Source organism: Kitasatospora sp. NPDC051705 (assembly GCF_044453265.1).
Lineage (GTDB): Bacteria > Actinomycetota > Actinomycetes > Streptomycetales > Streptomycetaceae > Kitasatospora.
Genome location: NZ_JBITCO010000024.1, coordinates 79,550 through 97,316 on the forward strand (window position 1 = coordinate 79,550; position 17,767 = coordinate 97,316).

At 74.1% G+C, this 17,767-nt stretch carries 21 protein-coding genes; 12 read left to right on the forward strand and 9 right to left on the reverse strand.

Annotated features, from left to right (window positions below; all coding sequences use genetic code 11):
• Positions 1–142 precede the first annotated feature (142 nt).
• From ACIA8Q_RS26040 to ACIA8Q_RS26060, 5 genes are all read left to right on the forward strand, one after another.
• A complete protein-coding gene (locus tag ACIA8Q_RS26040) occupies positions 143–649 on the forward strand; it encodes an Asp23/Gls24 family envelope stress response protein (RefSeq protein WP_360211815.1) in 507 nt (168 codons plus the stop codon).
• 54 nt (positions 650–703) lie between these two features.
• Positions 704–895, forward strand: coding sequence for a hypothetical protein (locus ACIA8Q_RS26045; protein ID WP_063349611.1), 192 nt, complete (start codon positions 704–706; stop codon positions 893–895).
• A complete protein-coding gene (locus ACIA8Q_RS26050) occupies positions 895–1,245 on the forward strand; it encodes an Asp23/Gls24 family envelope stress response protein (RefSeq protein WP_360211818.1) in 351 nt (116 codons plus the stop codon). Before ACIA8Q_RS26045 ends, ACIA8Q_RS26050 begins: the two co-directional genes overlap by 1 nt.
• 173 nt (positions 1,246–1,418) lie before the next feature.
• Entirely contained in the window at positions 1,419–2,030 is a 612-nt protein-coding gene (locus tag ACIA8Q_RS26055; protein ID WP_360211821.1) for a DUF6286 domain-containing protein, read from the forward strand.
• Positions 2,027–2,671 carry an alkaline shock response membrane anchor protein AmaP gene (locus ACIA8Q_RS26060; RefSeq protein ID WP_360211824.1) on the forward strand — a complete coding sequence of 215 codons (645 nt, stop codon included), beginning with the start codon at positions 2,027–2,029 and terminating at the stop codon, positions 2,669–2,671. The genes ACIA8Q_RS26055 and ACIA8Q_RS26060 overlap by 4 nt, the downstream gene beginning before the upstream one ends.
• 56 nt (positions 2,672–2,727) lie before the next feature.
• On the opposite strand, the gene ACIA8Q_RS26065 is transcribed toward ACIA8Q_RS26060, so the two are convergent.
• Entirely contained in the window at positions 2,728–3,495 is a 768-nt protein-coding gene (locus ACIA8Q_RS26065; RefSeq protein ID WP_396317753.1) for an SDR family oxidoreductase, read from the reverse strand.
• A 167-nt stretch (positions 3,496–3,662) separates the two neighbouring features.
• Here ACIA8Q_RS26065 and ACIA8Q_RS26070 point away from each other — a divergent pair, with 167 nt between their 5' ends.
• Complete coding sequence (locus tag ACIA8Q_RS26070; RefSeq protein ID WP_360211829.1) at positions 3,663–4,091, forward strand: MerR family transcriptional regulator; 429 nt, start codon at positions 3,663–3,665, stop codon at positions 4,089–4,091.
• Between the two features lie 3 nt (positions 4,092–4,094).
• Positions 4,095–4,427, forward strand: a complete 333-nt coding sequence (gene trxA, locus ACIA8Q_RS26075) for a thioredoxin (protein ID WP_360211831.1) — start codon at positions 4,095–4,097, stop codon at positions 4,425–4,427.
• 40 nt (positions 4,428–4,467) lie between these two features.
• Here trxA and ACIA8Q_RS26080 read toward each other — a convergent pair whose 3' ends face one another.
• Both ACIA8Q_RS26080 and ACIA8Q_RS26085 read right to left on the reverse strand, forming a co-directional pair.
• The gene (locus ACIA8Q_RS26080) at positions 4,468–5,268 is read right to left on the reverse strand and encodes an SURF1 family protein (RefSeq protein ID WP_360211833.1); all 801 of its coding nucleotides are present in this window, start codon (positions 5,266–5,268) and stop codon (positions 4,468–4,470) included.
• Positions 5,269–5,299: 31 nt separating this feature from the next.
• A complete protein-coding gene (locus ACIA8Q_RS26085; protein ID WP_360211835.1) occupies positions 5,300–6,295 on the reverse strand; it encodes a DEDDh family exonuclease in 996 nt (331 codons plus the stop codon).
• A 158-nt stretch (positions 6,296–6,453) separates the two neighbouring features.
• On the opposite strand from ACIA8Q_RS26085, the gene ACIA8Q_RS26090 reads away from it, so the two are divergent.
• From ACIA8Q_RS26090 to moaA, 4 genes are all read left to right on the forward strand, one after another.
• Entirely contained in the window at positions 6,454–7,497 is a 1,044-nt protein-coding gene (locus ACIA8Q_RS26090; protein ID WP_360211837.1) for a zinc-dependent alcohol dehydrogenase family protein, read from the forward strand.
• Between the two features lie 263 nt (positions 7,498–7,760).
• Positions 7,761–8,117, forward strand: coding sequence for a DUF485 domain-containing protein (locus ACIA8Q_RS26095; RefSeq protein ID WP_360211839.1), 357 nt, complete (start codon positions 7,761–7,763; stop codon positions 8,115–8,117).
• Positions 8,114–9,718 (forward strand): cation acetate symporter, encoded by a 1,605-nt coding sequence (locus tag ACIA8Q_RS26100; protein ID WP_360211840.1) that lies wholly within the window; start codon positions 8,114–8,116, stop codon positions 9,716–9,718. The genes ACIA8Q_RS26095 and ACIA8Q_RS26100 overlap by 4 nt, the downstream gene beginning before the upstream one ends.
• 78 nt (positions 9,719–9,796) lie before the next feature.
• Positions 9,797–10,786 carry a GTP 3',8-cyclase MoaA gene (gene moaA / locus ACIA8Q_RS26105; protein ID WP_360211842.1) on the forward strand — a complete coding sequence of 330 codons (990 nt, stop codon included), beginning with the start codon at positions 9,797–9,799 and terminating at the stop codon, positions 10,784–10,786.
• A gap of 7 nt (positions 10,787–10,793) precedes the next feature.
• Here moaA and ACIA8Q_RS26110 read toward each other — a convergent pair whose 3' ends face one another.
• The 6 genes from ACIA8Q_RS26110 to ACIA8Q_RS26135 form a co-directional block, all read right to left on the reverse strand.
• A complete protein-coding gene (locus ACIA8Q_RS26110; RefSeq protein ID WP_396317754.1) occupies positions 10,794–11,048 on the reverse strand; it encodes a hypothetical protein in 255 nt (84 codons plus the stop codon).
• A gap of 277 nt (positions 11,049–11,325) precedes the next feature.
• Positions 11,326–11,727 carry a DUF3099 domain-containing protein gene (locus ACIA8Q_RS26115; protein ID WP_360211846.1) on the reverse strand — a complete coding sequence of 134 codons (402 nt, stop codon included), beginning with the start codon at positions 11,725–11,727 and terminating at the stop codon, positions 11,326–11,328.
• A gap of 188 nt (positions 11,728–11,915) precedes the next feature.
• Entirely contained in the window at positions 11,916–12,464 is a 549-nt protein-coding gene (locus ACIA8Q_RS26120) for an RNA 2'-phosphotransferase (protein ID WP_360211892.1), read from the reverse strand.
• A gap of 32 nt (positions 12,465–12,496) precedes the next feature.
• Entirely contained in the window at positions 12,497–13,894 is a 1,398-nt protein-coding gene (locus tag ACIA8Q_RS26125; RefSeq protein WP_360211848.1) for a metallopeptidase TldD-related protein, read from the reverse strand.
• On the reverse strand, positions 13,894–15,447 hold the full coding sequence (locus ACIA8Q_RS26130; RefSeq protein ID WP_360211894.1) for a TldD/PmbA family protein: 1,554 nt from the start codon (positions 15,445–15,447) through the stop codon (positions 13,894–13,896). Before ACIA8Q_RS26130 ends, ACIA8Q_RS26125 begins: the two co-directional genes overlap by 1 nt.
• A gap of 136 nt (positions 15,448–15,583) precedes the next feature.
• Positions 15,584–16,729, reverse strand: coding sequence for an MBL fold metallo-hydrolase (locus ACIA8Q_RS26135; protein WP_360211850.1), 1,146 nt, complete (start codon positions 16,727–16,729; stop codon positions 15,584–15,586).
• A 318-nt stretch (positions 16,730–17,047) separates the two neighbouring features.
• Between ACIA8Q_RS26135 and fabG the strand changes: the two genes are divergently transcribed.
• A complete protein-coding gene (fabG, locus tag ACIA8Q_RS26140) occupies positions 17,048–17,767 on the forward strand; it encodes a 3-oxoacyl-[acyl-carrier-protein] reductase (protein ID WP_360211852.1) in 720 nt (239 codons plus the stop codon).

The following is a 17,767-nucleotide window of genomic DNA, read 5'->3' on the forward strand; positions in this document are numbered from 1 at the left end:
GCCGTTCGAACGAGGCCCGGCCCCGGGGCGCCACCCGGGAGCCGGGCCTCCGCCGTTCCCGGCGGGCGCGAAACGTGGCGAAATGCCAGAGTTGGGGGGATCTGCGATATAGCTGGAGCCGTGACGACGGGAGACCCGCCCCATGCCTGACACTCCGACACCCGCCACCATGCACAAGAACGCCGGAGCCGCCGCCCCCGCCGCCCCCGCAGCGGCCGAGAGCCGGAGGGCGGTCGGCGAACGGGGCCGCACGGCCCTGGCCGTCGGCGTGGTCGAGAAGATCGCCGGCATGGCCGCCCGCGAGGTCTCCGGGATCCACGCCCTCGGCTCCGGCCTCGCCCGCACCTTCGGCGCGATGCGCGACCGGGTGCCCGGCGGCAAGTCCAGCATCGGGCGGGGCATCAAGGCCGAGGTCGGCGAGAAGCAGACCGCCATCGACATCGCGCTGGTCGTCGAGTACGGCGTGGTCATCCCCGAACTCGCCCGTCAGGTGCGGGAGAACATCATCGACGCGGTCGAGCGGATGACCGGCCTCGAGGTCGTCGAGGTCAACATCGCGGTCAACGACGTCCACCTCCCCGACGAGCCGGACGTCGAGGAGGAGGAAGAGGAGACCGTTCCGGCGGGGCAGCGGCCCAAGCTCAGATAGCGGGTTCAGGCGGCGCCCGACGGCGGGCGGCAGCGGGAGACGAGGAGTGAGCGGATGAACCTGGCCATCGTCGGCCTGGTGGTGGGCATGGCCCTCGGCTTCGCCGGGTACTTCGGCGGGTTCGCGGCGTTCCTGCTGGTGGCCGCCCTCGGGCTGGTCGGCTTCGTGGCCGGGCGCCTCCTGGAGGGCGACATCGAACTCGGTGACCTCGGCGACCTGCTCCGCGGCCGCGACCGGCGCCGCTGATGGCGGCCCCGGCCCCCGCTGCCCGCCGCCGTGAACCCGCCGTCCGGGGGCGCCTGCGGATCGCCGACCGGGTGTACGCCCGGATCGCCGCCCGCGCCGCCCGGGAGGCGCTCGCCGACGTCTGGACCGGCCGCAGCGCCGAGGGCGCGCCGCCGAGCGTCACGGTCGCCACGCCCGGCAGCACCGTGACCGTGCGGGTCGCCGTCGAGCTGCCCTTCCCCGCCGACCTCGCCGCGCTCGCCCGGGCCGTGCGCGAGCGCGTCGCCGCCCAGGTCGCCGGGTTCACCGGGACCAGGGTCTCCGAGGTGGTCGTCGTCGTCGAACGGCTGGTCGCCGGGGGAGCGTCGTGACCGCGGACGGGCCCGGGGGCCGGCCGGCCGGCGGGTCCGCGGACGGGCCGGTGCAGGCGCAGGGCCCGGTGGCGGAGGGGCCTCCGGAGGCGCCGCCGGACGGCCCGGGGGGCCCGGAGGACGAGGCGGCGCCCAGGGTGCGGCGGCCGCGGGCACCCCGGACCACCGCGGCGGTGATCGTCGCCACCGTCGTGCTGGTGGTCGCCGGGGCACTGCTCTACGACGTGATCGCCGTCCGCGCCGGGCTCCCCGCCCGGCGGTGGCGCGCCCGGATCGCCGACGAACTGGCCACCCGGCACCTGGACGACCCGTGGGTCCTGGTGGGCGCTGGCGTCGCCGTGCTGCTCGGCGGCACCCTGCTCTGGCTCGCCCTCGCCCCCGGGCTCGGCCGCTGGCTCCCGTTGCGCCCGCACGGCGGGACCGGTGCCACCATCGACCGGGCCGGCATCGGACACCTGCTCGCCGACCGGGCCGCCGGGCTCCCCGGCGTCGACCACCTGAAGATCCGTCTCAGCCGCCGGCGGATCCGGGTCACCCTCACCGGGAGCGCCGATCCGGCGCTGGTGGAGCGACAACTGCGCGACGAGCTGGCCCGGGTGACCCTGGCCCGGCCGCCGCAGCTCGACGTCCGGTCGGCAGGCGGAGCGGCACGGGACGTCGCGCCCGAGCCGGAGACGGGGACGTCCGAGACGGAGACTCCGGGGACGGGGACGTCCGAGACGGGGACGGAGATGCCCGAGACGGAGACTCCGGGGACGGGAACGGGAACGGGGGCCGCGGGATGAGACGGACGACCGTCAACCGGGTGCTGCTCGGGGTGGTCGGCGCGGTGCTGCTGGCCGTCGGGCTCCTGGTCCTCGCCGGAGGGCTCGACCTGTACGGGCGGCTCGGTGTCCACCCGCCGGGCCGGTGGCCCCTCGCCGCGCCCGGCCGGCCGGTGCTCAGTGCCGCCGCGCGCGGCCGCTGGTCGGGCGCCGTCTGGTGGTGGCCCGTCGTCATCGGCGGGCTGACCGTGATCGTCGTCGGCACCGCCTGGTGGCTGGTGGCCCAGCTGCGGCGCAGCGGCCCGGGCGACATCTCCGTGCCGACGCCCGGTGCCACCGGTCTGCGGTTGCGGATCCGCACCCGGGCGCTGGAGGAGGCGCTCGAGACCGGGACGGCCACTCTCCCCGAGGTGGAGCGGGCCGGGGTGCACCTGGTGCGGGCGTCCGGCCGCCACCGGCTGCGCGGCGCCGTCCGGCTCACCCCGGGCGGCGACCCGGCGGCGCTGGTCGAACACTTCGAGACCGGCCCCAGGGCGGACGCCTGCAGCAGTCTCGGTCTGCCGGAGCTGCCGGCCGACCTGCGGATCAGGGTCCTCCAGGCCGCCCCGACCGAGCCCGCGCGGCGCCGCGGACGGCGCCGCGGGCACCCTCGGGTGGAGTGAGCCGGAGGCGCGGGGGCCCGTCCGACCGGGCGGCCGCCCCGCGCCCCGAGCGCTCCTCAGAGGGTGCGCAGGGCGCCGCCGTCCACGGGCACCATCACGCCCGTCAGGTAGGAGGCGGCGGGGGAGAGCAGGAAGGCCGCGACCTTGCCGAACTCCTCCGGGGTGCCGTAGCGGCCGAGCGGGATCGCGGCGGAGGCCTGGGCGCGGGCGCCGTCCGGATCGCCGCCCAGGGAGTCCAGCTCGCGGACGCGGTCCGTGTCGATCCGGGCCGGGAGCAGCCCCACCACCCGGATGCCGCGCGGGCCCAGCTCGTCCGCGAGGGACTTGGCGGCCATCGCCAGCCCGGGGCGCAGGCCGTTGGAGATGCCCAGGCCGGGGATCGGCTGGCGCACCGAGCCGGAGAGCACGAAGCCGATCACGCCGCCCTCGCCGAGCGCCTCGGCGGCCGCGCGGGCGATCCGCAGGGCACCGAGGAAGACCGACTCGAACGCGTCCCGCCAGGCCTCCTCGGGCGCGCCGACCACCTGGCCGGCCTGCGGGCCGCCGACGCTGATCAGCACGCCGTCGAGCCGGCCGAAGTGGGCGGTCGCCTCCGCGACCAGGCGCCTGGCGGTGGCCGGGTCGGCGTTGTCGGCGACCAGGCCGTGGGCGCGCCCGCCGCCGAGGGAGTCCAGCTCGGCGACGGCCGCGTCCACCGACTCCTTGCTCCGGCCGCTCACCAGCACCCGCGCGCCGTCGGCGGCCAGCTCCCGGGCACTGGCGAGGCCGAGGCCCCGGGTTGCGCCGGTGACCACGTACGCCCTGTCCTTCAGTCCAAGATCCATGGGCCCATCCTGCCGGGTGGCGGGTGACCGGGACAGCAGGCGGGGTGGGTCGGTGGTGCCGCCGCGGAGGCGGGGAGGGCGCCCGAGGCGCTGGCGTTGACGTCGGCGTCAAGGTCTACCGTCGGACGTGGCGGCGCGCGGAGGCGGTCGGGAGAGCGGGGGCGGGCATGCGGATCGGGGAGCTGGCGGAGCGCGCGGGGACGACCACCCGGGCGTTGCGCTACTACGAGCAGCTCGGTCTGCTGCCGGCCCGGCGGGCGGGCAACGGGTACCGGGCGTACGACGAGCGGGACCTGCGGCTGCTGCGGCAGATCCGGACCCTGCAGGACGCCGGGTTCGGCCTCGAGGAGACCCGGCCCTTCGTGGAGTGCCTGCAGGCGGGCCACCCCGAGGGGGACTCCTGTCCGGCCTCGCTGGAGGTGTACCGGCGCAAGCTGGCCGAGCTGGACGAGTGCATCGCCCGGCTGCAGGAGGCCCGGGAGCGGGTCGCCGGGCAGTTCGAGCGGGCCGTCAGGGCCCGGGACGGGCTCGCGGCCGAGGCCTCCGGGCAGCGGCCGCCGCAGTGTGGACTGTCGACCGAGTGGGTGGAGGAGTAGACGATGGTGCGGATTCCCGGAGTGCCGGCGGTGACGGACGACACGTTCGCCGAGCAGGTGCTGCAGGCCGAGGGGCCGGTGCTGGTGGACTTCACGGCGGACTGGTGCCCGCCCTGCCGGATGATGGCGCCGGTGCTGGCGGACATCGCCCGCGAGGAGGCGCACCGGCTGCGGGTGGTCAGTCTGGACGTGGACCACAATCCGCGCACCCAGGCGGCGTACGGGGTGCTGTCGATGCCGACGCTGATGGTGTTCCGCGCCGGTGAGCCGGTGCGCTCGGTGGTCGGTGCCCGGGCGAAGGCGCGGCTGCTGCGCGAGCTGGCCGACGTCCTGTGAACCGGCCCGGCCGGCGGCGATCAGGAGCGGCGGCGCCCGGCTAGGCCGCCGGGACGGGCTCGACCGGGGCCGCGGCCTCGGCGGCCTGCTTGGCGCGGTCCCTGGCCTCGCGGCGGGCCAGGACCCAGACCCCGACCGGGATCATCGCGGTGAAGAGCCACCACTGGATCGCGTACGCCATGTGCGGGCCGATGTCGGAGTGGTTGGGCTCGGGGATCAGCTGGGGCTGGTCGGCCGGGGCCGGTGCGGTGGCGGTGAGCTCCAGGTAACCGCCGAGCAGCGTGGCGCCGGTGTCCTCGGCCTGCTGGGCGGTGCTGATCAGGTTGAACTGGCGGTCGGGCAGTCCGGCCCGGTCCCTGATGCCGCTGCCGGCGCTGGTCTCGTCGGCGCGCAGCCGGCCGGTCAGGGTGACCTCGCCGCCCGGGGCGGCCGGGACCGGCGGGTAGGCGGTGGCGTCGTCGCCGGAGGCGACCCAGCCGCGGTTGACCAGGACGTCGCCCCGGCCGTCGGAGAGCTTCAACGGGGTGACCACGAAGTAGCCGATGGTGCCGTTGCTGTCGGTCCGCTTGCGGACCACGAACTCGTGCGCCGTGTCGTACCGACCGGTGGCCGTCACCGCGCGCCAGGTGAGGTCCTTGGGCACCGCGGTGCCGGGCGCGGTCGACAGGGTGTCGAACGGCACCGGGGCGGCGGTGAGGGCCCTGCCGATCAGCTCGTTGCGGGCCACCCGCGCCTCGTGGCGGTGGAGCTGCCAGAAGCCCAGCTCGATCGTGGCGGGGATCAGCAGCAACGCGATCAGCATGGTGATCAGCCACTGCCGGGTCAGCAGAAAACGGTACACATGGGCACGGTACGCCGACCTCACAACGGGCTCACGCACCGGGGTGCGGGGCTACCTCGCGCAGCAGCTGCAGGAAGGCGTCCTCGCCGACCACCGGGGTGCCGACCTCCCGGGCCCGGCGGGCCTTGCCGCTCCAGCTGCCGGGTTCGTTGGTGACCAGCAGGCTGGTGAGCCGGCTCACCGAGGTGGCGATGTGCAGGCCGGCCTCGACGGCGCGGTCCTCCAGCAGCTCGCGGTCGGTGGCGGTGTCGCCGGTGAAGGCCACCCGCATGCCCTGCACGAGCGGCTTGCCGTCCTCCCAGCGCCCCGGGTTGGGGTACGGGCAGGGCGGGCGCTTCTTGGCCTGGCGGTAGGCGGCGCCGGTCCAGGAGGCGCGGCCGGGGGCGGCGGGCTCCTCCTCGCCGAGGTCGGTCACGGCGACGCAGGTCTGCAGCGGCAGCGGGACTCCGCCGAGGCGGGCCAGCCGCAGGCTGGGGCGGAACGCCTCGGCGAGCACCCGGGCGTCGTCGAGGGCGTTGTGCGCCTGCTGCTGCCGGACGCCGAAGTGGGCGGCCAGCGAGGACAGCTTGCCGTTGGGCAGCGGCAGGCGCAGGTCGCGGGAGAGCACCATGGTGCAGATCCGCTGCTCGACCGGGGCGCGCAGGCCGGCCCGGGAGAACTCGCGGGAGATCATGTTCCAGTCGAAGAGCGCGTTGTGGGCGACCAGCACGCGGCCGCGGAGCCGGTCGGCGAAGTCGTCGGCGATCTGCGGGAAGGTCGGGGCGCCGTCGAGCAGCTCGGCGGTGAGCCCGTGGATCCAGACCGGGCCCGGGTCCCGCTCGGGGTTGACCAGGGTGTACCAGTGGTCGGTGACCTCGCCGTCGTGGTCCAGCTGGTAGACACCCGCCGAGATGACGCGGTCCGAGCGGCCGAGGCCGGTGGTCTCGACGTCGACCACCGCGAACCCCGGGGAGGGGTCGGCGGAGCGCTGGGCGGGGACCGGGGCGGTCCGCGGCGCGCCGTGGGTCTCGGGCTGGATCGGTTGCATGGTCCAACAGGATAAGCGCCGCCGGGCACCGCCCCGGTCGAAATGTTGCCGCCGACCGGCCGGAATAGAGTGGTCCGCATCGGTGTCGTACATCCGGTCGACCCCGATCCCCAGGCCGCCGACACCCCTGACGGCCGTCTCCGTAAGGACGAACACCCATGCGCGCCACCGTGATCCACGGCCCCAACGACATCCGGATCGAAGAGGTCCCGGACCCGGTGATCCAGCACCCGACGGACGTGGTGGTCCGGGTGGTGAACGCCTGCATCTGCGGCAGCGACCTGTGGGCGTACCGCGGGGTGGCCCAGCGGGTGGCGGGGCAGCGGATCGGGCACGAGTTCCTCGGCGTGGTCGAGGAGGCCGGTGCGGAGGTGCGCGGCTTCGCGCCCGGGGACCTGGTGGTGGCGCCCTTCGTCTGGTCGGACGGCAGCTGCGACTTCTGCCGGGAGGGCCTGCAGACCTCCTGCCCGCACGGCGGGTTCTGGGGCCAGGTCGGGTCGGACGGCGGTCAGGGCGAGGCGGTGCGGGTGCCGTTCGCCGACGGCACGCTGGTGAAGCTCCCGAAGGAGGCCGCGGGCGACGAGAAGCTGCTGCCGGGCCTGCTGGCGCTGTCGGACGTGATGGCCACCGGGCACCACGCGGCGGTGTCGGCGCGGGTCCGCCCGGGCGCGACGGTCGCGGTGGTCGGTGACGGCGCGGTGGGCCTGTGCGGCGTGCTGGCGGCGCACCGGCTGGGCGCGGGCCGGATCATCGCGCTGGGCCGGCACGCCGCCCGGACCGATCTGGCCCGGCGCTTCGGCGCGACGGACGTGGTGGCCGAGCGCGGCGAGGCGGCGATCGAGGCCGTGAAGGAGCTGACCGGCGGGCAGGGCGCGCACGCGGTGCTGGAGGCGGTCGGGACCGAGGAGTCGATGCGCACGGCCGTGTCGATCACCCGGGACGGCGGTGCGGTGGGCTACGTCGGCGTTCCGCACGGCGGCAGCGCGGGCGTCGACATCGGTCAGATGTTCGGCCGAAACGTTTCGCTGAACGGTGGGGTCGCCCCGGCCCGCGCCTACATCCCGGAGCTGCTGCCCGACGTCCTGTCCGGTGCCATCGAGCCGGGCCTGGTCTTCGACCGCACCGTGGACCTCGACGGCGTCCCGGACGGCTACCGGGCGATGGACGACCGGTCGGCGCTGAAGGTCCGCATCGCGTTCTGACGATGCGTCAGAAGGGGTGGCACCGCTGGGCGGTGCCACCCCTTCCGCGTGTGCGGGTGGTGTGCCGGACGTGACGCGAGTGGTGGTTTTCGGCCAATTGGATAGTGCGAGGGGGTGAACGGCTGGCTGATCGCGGTCAACCCCTTTCGGGGCGGGCACGACGCTCCTAGCATTGCGCGGCGCGCACACGGAATGTGACGCCCCTCACGTCGGATCGTTCCTCATGTGCGACCGCTACGCCGAAGGAGTGAGGAGACCAGAGAGTGGATTCGCCGCCGATCACCACTGCCCCTACGGATGTCCAACTCATCGATGACAGTGCGGAGTTCCGCGCCCTACGGCGCTCGTTCCGGAGCTTCGCCTTCCCGGTCACCATCGGCTTCGTGCTCTGGTACCTGCTCTACGTCCTGCTCTCCTGCTACGCCCCGGGCCTGATGGGCACCAAGGTCCTCGGGCACGTCAACGTGGCCCTGGTGCTGGGGCTCCTGCAGTTCGTCACCACCTTCGTCATCGCCGGTTGGTACGCCCGCTACGCGGACCGGCGGATCGACCCGCCCGCCGCCGCGATCCGCGAGGCCCACGGCGCCGTCGTCCACGCCCCCCGGGAGTCCGCCGAATGACCTTGCTCGCCAGTTCCGCCACCGAGCACCGCGGCCTGACGATGACCCTGTTCGGGCTCTTCGTCCTGGCCACCCTGGGCATCACCGTCTGGGCCGGACGGCAGACCCGCAGCGCCGCCGATTTCTACGCCGGGGGTCGAGGCTTCACCGGCTTCCAGAACGGCCTGGCCATCTCCGGCGACTACATGTCCGCCGCCTCCTTCCTCGGCATCGCCGGCACCATCGCGCTGGCCGGCTACGACGGCTTCCTCTACTCGATCGGCTTCCTGGTCGCCTGGCTGGTCGCGCTGCTGCTGATCGCCGAACCCCTGCGCAACTCCGGCCGGTTCACCATGGCGGACGTGCTCGCCTTCCGGATGCGCCAGCGCCCGGTGCGCACCGCGGCCGGCGTCTCCACCATCGTGGTGTCGATCTTCTACCTGCTCGCCCAGATGGTCGGCGCCGGGACGCTGGTCGCCCTGCTGCTCGGGGTCAACGGTGACGCGGCCAAGCGCTGGACCATCGTCGCGGTCGGCGCGCTGATGGTGGTCTACGTGGTGATAGGGGGCATGAAGGGCACCACCTGGGTGCAGATCGTCAAGGCGGTGCTGCTGATCGCCGGCGCCGCGCTGATGACCGTCATGGTGCTCGCCAAGTACCACTTCAACCCCTCCGAGCTGCTGGGCGCGGCGGCGAGCGCCAGCGGCAAGGGCGAGGCCTTCCTCCAGCCGGGGCAGAAGTACGGCAGCGGCACCGCCAAACTCGACTTCATCAGCCTCGGCATCGCGCTGGTGCTCGGCACCGCGGGCCTGCCGCACATCCTGGTCCGCTTCTACACCGTGCCCACCGCCAAGGTCGCCCGGAAGTCGGTGCTCTGGGCGATCGGCATCATCGGCGTCTTCTACCTGATGACCCTGGCGCTCGGCTTCGGTGCCGCGGCCCTGGTCGGCTCCAAGGCGATCAAGGCGGCCAACCCGGCCGGCAACACCGCGGCCCCGCAGCTGGCCGAGGCGCTCGGCGGGGTCGGCACCACCGGCGGCGCCGTCCTGCTCGCGGTGATCTCGGCCGTGGCGTTCGCCACCATCCTCGCCGTGGTCGCCGGTCTGACCCTGGCCTCCTCGGCCTCCTTCGCGCACGACCTGTACGCCAACGTGATCCGCCGCGGCAAGGCCAGCGAGAAGGAGGAGGTGCGCTCGGCGAAGTGGGCCGCGGTGGCGATCGGCGCCGTCTCGATCGTGCTCAGCCTCTTCGCGGACAAGCTCAACACCGCCGCCCTGGTCGCCCTGGCCTTCGCGGTGGCCGCCTCGGCGAACCTGCCCACCCTGCTCTACTCGCTGTTCTGGAAGCGCTTCACCACCGTCGGCGCGGTCAGCTCGGTGTACGCCGGCCTGATCAGCTCGGTGCTGCTGGTGGTCTTCTCCACGGTCGTCTCCGGCGGGGAGAAGTCGCTCTTCCCGCACTCCGACTTCCACTGGTTCCCGCTGGAGAACCCCGGCCTGGTCTCCATCCCGGTCGGCTTCCTGGCGGGGTGGATCGGCACCCTGCTGTCGAAGGAACGAGCCGACCCGGCGAAGTACGCTGAACTGGAGGTCCGCTCGCTGACCGGGCTGGGCGCCCACTGATCATCCGGGGATGACTATGCTGGCCCGGCCCCGCCGTGACGGTGGCCGGGCCGGCCGCATTCTCGGGAAGGGACGCACGTGCTGCTCGACACCTTCGGACGACAGGCCGTCGACCTGCGGGTATCCCTCACCGACCGGTGCAACCTGCGGTGCACCTACTGCATGCCCGAGGAGGGCCTGCAGTGGCTGGCCAAGCCCGACCTGCTCACCGACGAGGAGATCGTCCGGCTGGTCACCGTCGCCGTGCGCGACCTGGGCGTCCGGGAGGTCCGCTTCACCGGTGGCGAGCCGCTGCTGCGCCCCGGGCTGGTCGCCGTCGTCGCGGCCTGCTCCGAGCTGGAGCCGCGCCCCGAGCTCTCCCTCACCACCAACGGCATAGGCCTGGCCAGGACGGCCACCGCGCTGCGCACGGCCGGGCTCGACCGGGTCAACGTCTCCCTGGACACCCTCGACCCGGAGGTGTTCCACACCCTCACCCGCCGCCACCGCCACCAGGACGTGCTGGACGGACTGGCCGCCGCGGAGGCGGCCGGGCTGGCGCCGGTCAAGCTGAACGCGGTGCTGATGCGCGGGGTCAACGACCACGAGGCGGCCGACCTGCTGTCCTGGTGCCTGGAGCGCGGCTACGAGCTCCGCTTCATCGAGCAGATGCCGCTGGACGCCCAGCACGGCTGGGACCGCTCCTCGATGGTCACCGCCGAGGAGATCCTGGACCTGCTCCGCGCGCGCTTCACGCTCACGCCCGAGCCCTCCGCGCGCCGCGGTGCGGCGCCCGCCGAGCGCTGGGTGGTGGACGGCGGCCCGGGCCGGGTGGGCGTGATCGCCTCCGTCACCCGCCCGTTCTGCCGGGCCTGCGACCGGACCCGGCTGACCGCCGACGGTCAGGTGCGCAACTGCCTGTTCGCGACCGGGGAGACGGACCTGCGCACCGCCCTGCGCTCGGGCGCGGACGACGCCGAGCTCGGTGCACTGTGGCGGGCGGCGATGTGGGGCAAGAAGGCCGGGGCCGGCATCGACGACCCGGAGTTCCACCAGCCCGAGCGGCCGATGTCGGCGATCGGCGGCTGAGCCGGCGTCAGGAGGCCTCGGAGGTCCCGGACGTCTCGGAGGTCTCGGAGGTCTCGGGAGTCCAGTCGGCGAAGGCGACGACCTCCTTGAGGAAGCCGCGCACCCCCAGGAACTGGGACAGCGACTCGCGGTGCTCCTCGCAGGCGAGCCAGGTCTTGCGGCGGTCCGGGGTGTGCAGCTTCGGGTTGTTCCACGCCAGCACCCAGAGGGCGTCCGCCCGGCAGCCCTTGGCGGAGCAGATCGGGGTCTGCGGGGTGTCCATCGGGCCGTCCTCGAACGTTGGCGGGTGGTCTGCACCGCCAGTCTTTCACGTGCCTCCGGCCGCCCGGGTCGGGGCCGTCCGGATCGGGGCATGGCGACGCCGGGCAGCCACGGGGGGAGCCGCCCGGCGTCGGTCCGTCGCTCCGACGGGGGATGCGGAGCGCGTACGCAGTATGTCACGCCGGGGGGCCCGCTTGGGGAGGTCCTGCATGATTAATCTGAGCTTCTTTTGAGCTTTCCCTGAGCCGAACCGCCAGCAACCCCCGTGAACCGGGCGCTCAGCCCGCGTTCTGTGAAGGATCGGTGGCAGCCCCCGCGGCCCCTGCCGCACCGGTGGCCGCACCCGCCGCACCCGCCGCACCCGCCCCACCCGTCCCGCCCGGGCCGAGCATCAGCGGGGTGTCGGCCGGGATGTCGAAGGTGCTCGGCAGACCGGGGGCCCGCTCCCGGCCGGCATTGGCTATCAGCACGGCGAAGTAGGGCAGCAGCACGGCGCCGGCCAGCGCCCCGAACGCCAGCCAGCGCTGGACGTCCCACAGCACCACCGCGAGCAGCACGCAGACCGTCCGGAGCAGCATGGAGACCACGTAGCGGCGCTGCCGCCCGCGGACGTCCTCGGTGAGGCTGCTGCGAGCCTCCGTGATCCGGTGGACCTGCCCACCGCCGGCGCCCTTGCCCATGTCCTACCGCCCTCGTCCACGCACCCGCGCGCCTCGCCGCGCGGCCTCCTCACGGTACGCCCGGGCGCGGGCGGCGACGAGACCGGGTGGGCGGGGCCCACCCGGTCGGGTCTGCTACTGGCCTGTCCGGCGCAGTCGGGGAGGGCGGGCGGCGCGTCCGGGCCCGGCGGGGCCGGCGGCCGGGGCCGTCACGGCCGTCGGGAGAGGTACTGCGGGGGGACGGCGTCGGTGAGCCAGACCCCGTTGTCGCTGATCCGGAACTCGTGGCCGGCCGCCGACATCGCGGCCGCGTTCACGGTGAGCACGACCGGGCGGCCGTGCCGGGCGCCCACCCGCACCGCCGTCTCGGTGTCCGCGGACAGGTGGACGTCCTGGCGCGCCATCGGGCGCAGGCCCTCGTGGAAGATCGACGCCAGGTGGCGGTCGGCGGTGCCGTGGTACAGGACCGGGGGCGGCACGGTAGCGGACAGACCGAGGTCGACCGCCACCGTGTGCCCCTGGTTGGCGCGGATCGAGAGACCGTCCGCGGAGTAGCCGAAGCGGCGCTTGTTGTTGGTGGCCACCACGTGGTCGAGCTCGGCCCTGGTCAGCCGGTTGCCCTTGGCCGCGAGCGCGCCGAGCAGCACGTCGATGCCGACCCAGCCGGCCCCGTCCAGGGTGATGCCCACCCGGTCGGGGTCGTGCCGCAGGATGCGCGACAGCATCTTGCTCGTCTTGACCAGCCGCTTCTCGTCCATCATGTCTCTCGTATCCCCCCGTCGGCCGCCGGCTATGAGGCCTGGCTGACCGAACTCATGTTGAAGTCCGCGACACGCACGGGTGGCATCGCGGTGCGGGTGAAGTAGTCGTTCCACTCGCGGGGCAGGCAGCGTTCGGTGCGGCCCGCCTCGGTGATCCGGCCCAGCAGGTCCACCGGGGACTCGTTGAACCGGAAGTTGTTGACCGCGCCGACGACCTCGCCGTCCTCGACCAGGTAGACGCCGTCCCTGGTCAGGCCGGTGAGCAGCAGCGTCGCCGGGTCCACCTCGCGGATGTACCAGAGGCAGGTGAGCAGCAGGCCGCGCCGGGTGCGGGCGATCATCTCGTCCAGGGTCGGCGCGGCGTCCTGGTCGGCCGCCTCCAGCACCAGGTTGTCGCCGGCCGGGCGCAGCGGCAGCCCGCTGAGGCCGGCGGAATGCCGGCTGGTGACCAGGTCGGCCAGGGCGCCCTCGCGGATCCACTCGGTGGCGGTGATCGGCAGACCGTTGTCGAAGACCGAGGAGTCGCCGCCGGTGGAGTGGGTGAGGACGAACGGGGCCGTCTCCAGGCCGGGTTCGGCCGGGTCGGAGCGCAGCGTCAGGGGCAGGGCGGCGAGCTTGTCGCCGATCCGGGTGCCGCCGCCGGGCCGGGAGAAGACCGTCCGGCCCTCGTGGGCATCCCGGCCGCCGGAGGACCAGTGCATGTAGATCATCAGGTCGGCCACCGCCGAGGGCGGCAGCAGCGTCTCGTACCGGCCGGCCGGCAGGTCCACCCGGCGGGCGCCCCAGCCGAGGCGCTTGGTCAGCTCGGTGTGCAGGGCGGCGACGTCCACGTCGGTGAAGTCCCGGGTGGCGGCGCCGGCCCAGGCCGAGCCGGACAGGTCGGCGGTCTTGGCGTTGATCTCGACCATGCCGGTCGGCTGGTCGTGCCGCAGCCGCAGGCCGGTCGAGGTGCCCAGGTAGCTGGTGACGATCTCGTGCCGGGCGAAGCCGTACAGCAGCTCGCCCTGCGCGGCCGCCCGGGCGAAGGCCTCGCCGAGGGCCGGACCGAAGGCGTCGAACACCTCGATCGAGGTCTCGCGGGGCGGCTCGGTGAAGTGCGGCGAGGACGGCCGCCCGGTGGGCAGCGGCTGGGCGTCCTCCGCCGGGCCGGCCGCGCGGGCGGCCTCCTCGGCGGCCCGGACCAGGCCCTCCACCTCCTCCGGGGCGACGGCCTCGCGGGAGACCACGCCGGACGCGGTGCCCTCGGCGCCGGCCACCGTGGCGATCACGGTGAGGCTGCGGCCGCGGGTGACGCCGTTGGTGGTCAGCGCGTTGCCGGCCCAGCGCAGGTTGGCGGTGGACTCCTCGTCGGCGATCACCACGCAGCCGTCGGCGCGGGAGAGGCCGAGTGCCAGCTCGACGAGTTCGTGGGGCTGCATCGCGGTCATCAGTGACCCGCCTCCTGCTGGGTGTTGAGCACGTTGACGTTGCGGAACAGCGCCGACGGGCAGCCGTGGCTGACCGCCGCGACCTGGCCGGGCTGCGCCTTGCCGCAGTTGAAGGCGCCGCCGAGGACGTAGGTCTGCGGGCCGCCGACCGCCGTCATCGAGCCCCAGAAGTCGGTGGTGGTCGCCTGGTAGGCGAAGTCCTTGACCTGGCCCGCGAGTTCGCCGTTGCGGATGGCGTAGGCGCGCTGGCCGGTGAACTGGAAGTTGTAGCGCTGCATGTCGATCGACCAGGAGCGGTCGCCGACGATGTACAGGCCGTTCTCCACCCCGGCGAACAGGCCCTCGGTGTCCGGGCCGCCCGCGGCGGGCTGGAGCGAGACGTTCGCCATCCGCTGCACCGGCACGTGCGCCGGGGAGTCCGCGAAGGCGCACCCGTTGGAGCGCTCGAAGCCCTTCAACCGCGCCATGCCGCGGTCGAGTTGGTAGCCGACCAGGATGCCGTCGCGGACCAGGTCCCAGGACTGGGTGGCGACGCCCTCGTCGTCGTAGCCGATGGTGGACAGGCCGTGCTCGGCGGTGCGGTCGCCGGTGACGTGCATCAGCTCGGAGCCGTACTTCAGCGAGCCCAGCCGGTCGAAGGTGGCGAAGGAGGTGCCGGCGTAGGCGGCCTCGTAGCCGAGCGCGCGGTCCAGCTCGGTGGCGTGGCCGATCGACTCGTGGATGGTCAGCCAGAGGTTGGACGGGTCGATCACCAGGTCGTAGCGGCCGGCCTCGACGCTGGGCGCCCGCATCTTCTCGGCGAGCAGGGACGGCAGTTCGGCGAGCTCGGCGTCCCAGTCCCAGCCGGTGCCGCGCAGGTACTCGAAGCCGCGCCCGACCGGCGGGGCCAGCGTGCGCATCGAGTCGAAGGCCCCGGTGCGCTCGTCCACCGAGGTGGCCTCCAGCGTCGGGTGCAGCCGGATCCGCTGCTGGGTGGTGACGGTGCCGGCGGTGTCCGCGTAGAACTTGTTCTCCTGGACGGTCAGCAGGCTCGCCTGGACGTGCGAGACGCCCTCGGCGGCCAGCAGCCGCGCGCTCCAGTCGGCGAGCAGCGCCGTCTTCTCCGCGTCCGGCACCTCGAAGGGGTTCTCCCGGTAGGAGGAGACCCAGGTGGCGTCCCGGTGGACGGGTTCGTCGGCCAGCTCGACCCGCTCGGTGGAGCCCGCGGTCCGGCTGATCCCCCCGGAGAGCCGGGCCACCGCGACGGCCTGCTCGGCCACCCTCGCCGCCGCGGCGGGGGTGAGGTCGACCCCGGCGGCGAAGCCCCAGGCGCCGTCCAGCAGGACCCGGACGGCGAAGCCCAGCTGCACGCTGTCGGAGGTGCCGGCCGGGCGGGCGTCACGCAGTCGCCGGGAGGCGCTGCGGACCCGCTCCAGGCGGAAGTCGGCGTGGCCGGCGCCGAGTTCGCGGGCCCGGGTGAGGGCGGCGTCGGCGAGGGTGCGCAGCGGCAGCTCGAGGAACAGCGGGTCGACGGCGCGCCCGTGCGGGGCGCCGACGCTGTCGGCCGGAGGGATCGGAGGCAATCGGGCTCCCTGGTCGCGGAGGGTGACGGTGCGGCGCCGCACAGGGGCGCCCGCACCGCATCATGGCCCGTCCAGGGGGTTTCGGCCAGCGCATTTCGACCGGTGCGCCGCCGTCATGCCGGCCGGGTCAGCCGACCGCCTCCCACCAGCCGTCCAGCTCCGGCGGGTTGTCCACGTCGACCCGCTCGCCGGGGCGCGGCACGGCCAGCGGGACGGCCTGCGTCTTCGCCTCGGCCAGCAGCCGCTCCACCGGCTCGGCCCACGGGTGCAGGCCGAGGTTGAAGGTGCACCAGTGCACCGGCACCAGCAGGCCGGCGCCGAGGTCGCGGTGGGCGAGCACGGCGTCCTCGGGGGTCATGTGGATGTCGGCCCAGGCCGCGTCGTAGGCGCCGATCTGCACCAGTGCGGCGTCGAAGGGGCCGTGCTGGGCGCCGATCCTGGCGTAGCCCTCGAAGTAGCCGGAGTCGCCGGTGTAGAAGACCTTGCGGGTCGGGCCGGCGATCACCCAGGAGCCCCACAGGGTGGTGTTGCGGGTCAGGCCGCGGCCGGAGAAGTGGTGCGCGGAGGTGAGGGTGAGCACCAGCTCGCCGAGCGTGCAGGTCTCGTCCCAGTCCAGCTCGATGATCCGGTGCTCCGGGACGCCCCAGCGGCGCAGGTGGCCGCCGATGCCCAGCGGCACCGCGAACGGCGCGGACTGGCTGCGCACCAGGCGCTTGACCGTCGCCATGTCCAGGTGGTCGTAGTGGTCGTGCGAGATCAGCACCGCGTCGACCTGCGGGAGCTCCTCCAGCTCGACCGGCACCGGGTGCAGCCGCTTGGGCCCGACGTGCGCGGACGGGGAGCAGCGATCGCTCCAGATCGGGTCGAGCAGCACCCGGGCGCCCTCGATCTCGACCAGCGCCGAGGCGTGCCCGTACCAGGTGATCGCGACCCCCTCGGCGCAGGCGTCCGCGGCCCCGGCCGGGCGGACGGTGGGCACCGGGTTGGCGGGGACGCGGCCCTCGCGCTCGAACAGCATCCGCCGGGCCGTCCCGCGGTCGAAGCCCGGCCCGGCGGCGGCGCGGGCGAGGGTCGAGGGGGCGTTGTGGAAGACGCCGTCGCGGTACTGCGGGGAGTCGCGCACCCGCTCCTCGCGCTCGCCGTCGGGCCGGCGCCCGAACGCCGCCGGCAGGTCGCGCAGCGACCAGGCGGCCGCTCCCAGGCCGGCCGCCAGGGCGGTCAGGGCCAGCAGTCGTCCGCGCCGGGGGGTGCTCCCGGGCCGTGCCTTGGTCATGCGCCCTGCCTTCGTTCCTCGCCGGGACTCACGGGGGGAGGCGGTACGGCCGGTCCCGGGTCGGTCCGCACCACGGGGGCAACGGGTGCGCCCGGGGGTGTTGTTCCCGTACGGTACCCCCGGCCCGGCTCCGGCCTCGACCCGATCGGGGCAGGTGAGCGGGCACCGGGCGCTCCGGGTACGGATTGTCGGATTGCGACAGTTCCGATCGTGCGGCGCTGTGGGAGCTCGATGCGTCGACACCGCCGACCGCCCGATAGCGTCACACTGCGTACGCGTTTCCGACGTACGCGCTCACACACGGAGAGAGGTGGATCGTTGAGCCGCTCGGTTCTCGTCACCGGAGGAAACCGGGGCATCGGCCTCGCGATCGCCCAGGCCTTCGCCGAAGCCGGCGACAAGGTGGCCATCACCAGTCGCTCGGGCGAGGTGCCCGAGGCCCTGGAGAAGTACGACGTCCTCGCGGTGCGCTGCGACATCACGGACGCCGCCCAGGTCGACGCCGCGTTCACCGAGATCGAGGAGAAGCACGGCGCCGTCCAGGTGCTGGTCGCCAACGCGGGCATCACCAACGACACCCTGCTGCTGCGCATGTCCGAGGAGGACTTCACCTCCGTCCTGGACACCAACCTGACCGGTGCCTTCCGGGTCGTGAAGCGCGCCTCCAAGCTGATGATGCGCGCCCGCAAGGGCCGCGTGGTGCTGATCTCCTCGGTCGTGGGCCTCTCCGGCTCGCCGGGCCAGGCGAACTACGCCGCGTCCAAGGCGGGCCTGGTCGGCTTCGCCCGTTCGCTGGCGCGCGAGCTCGGCCCGCGCAACATCACCGTCAACGTGGTCGCCCCCGGCTTCGTCGACACCGACATGACCGCCGTGCTCAGCGACGAGCGCCGCGCGGAGATCGTCTCGGGCGTGCCGCTGGGCCGCTACGCGTCGCCCGCCGAGGTCGCCTCCACCGTGCGGTTCCTCGGTTCGGACGAGGCCGCGTACATCACCGGAGCCGTCATTCCCGTCGACGGCGGATTGGGCATGGGTCACTGA

What these genes read in the sequence shown, in the direction of transcription:
- ACIA8Q_RS26090 (WP_360211837.1), top strand. Translation starts at nt 6,454, where the DNA reads ATGCGCGCCACCGTGATCCACGGCCCCAACGACATCCGGATCGAAGAG.
- ACIA8Q_RS26070 (WP_360211829.1), top strand. Translation starts at nt 3,663, where the DNA reads ATGCGGATCGGGGAGCTGGCGGAGCGCGCGGGGACGACCACCCGGGCG.
- ACIA8Q_RS26115 (WP_360211846.1), bottom strand. Translation starts at nt 11,727, where the DNA reads ATGGGCAAGGGCGCCGGCGGTGGGCAGGTCCACCGGATCACGGAGGCT.
- ACIA8Q_RS26100 (WP_360211840.1), top strand. Translation starts at nt 8,114, where the DNA reads ATGACCTTGCTCGCCAGTTCCGCCACCGAGCACCGCGGCCTGACGATG.
- ACIA8Q_RS26125 (WP_360211848.1), bottom strand. Translation starts at nt 13,894, where the DNA reads ATGACCGCGATGCAGCCCCACGAACTCGTCGAGCTGGCACTCGGCCTC.
- ACIA8Q_RS26065 (WP_396317753.1), bottom strand. Translation starts at nt 3,495, where the DNA reads ATGGATCTTGGACTGAAGGACAGGGCGTACGTGGTCACCGGCGCAACC.
- ACIA8Q_RS26110 (WP_396317754.1), bottom strand. Translation starts at nt 11,048, where the DNA reads ATGGACACCCCGCAGACCCCGATCTGCTCCGCCAAGGGCTGCCGGGCG.
- ACIA8Q_RS26120 (WP_360211892.1), bottom strand. Translation starts at nt 12,464, where the DNA reads ATGGACGAGAAGCGGCTGGTCAAGACGAGCAAGATGCTGTCGCGCATC.
- ACIA8Q_RS26050 (WP_360211818.1), top strand. Translation starts at nt 895, where the DNA reads ATGGCGGCCCCGGCCCCCGCTGCCCGCCGCCGTGAACCCGCCGTCCGG.
- ACIA8Q_RS26045 (WP_063349611.1), top strand. Translation starts at nt 704, where the DNA reads ATGAACCTGGCCATCGTCGGCCTGGTGGTGGGCATGGCCCTCGGCTTC.
- ACIA8Q_RS26060 (WP_360211824.1), top strand. Translation starts at nt 2,027, where the DNA reads ATGAGACGGACGACCGTCAACCGGGTGCTGCTCGGGGTGGTCGGCGCG.
- ACIA8Q_RS26040 (WP_360211815.1), top strand. Translation starts at nt 143, where the DNA reads ATGCCTGACACTCCGACACCCGCCACCATGCACAAGAACGCCGGAGCC.
- trxA (WP_360211831.1), top strand. Translation starts at nt 4,095, where the DNA reads ATGGTGCGGATTCCCGGAGTGCCGGCGGTGACGGACGACACGTTCGCC.
- ACIA8Q_RS26085 (WP_360211835.1), bottom strand. Translation starts at nt 6,295, where the DNA reads ATGCAACCGATCCAGCCCGAGACCCACGGCGCGCCGCGGACCGCCCCG.
- ACIA8Q_RS26135 (WP_360211850.1), bottom strand. Translation starts at nt 16,729, where the DNA reads ATGACCAAGGCACGGCCCGGGAGCACCCCCCGGCGCGGACGACTGCTG.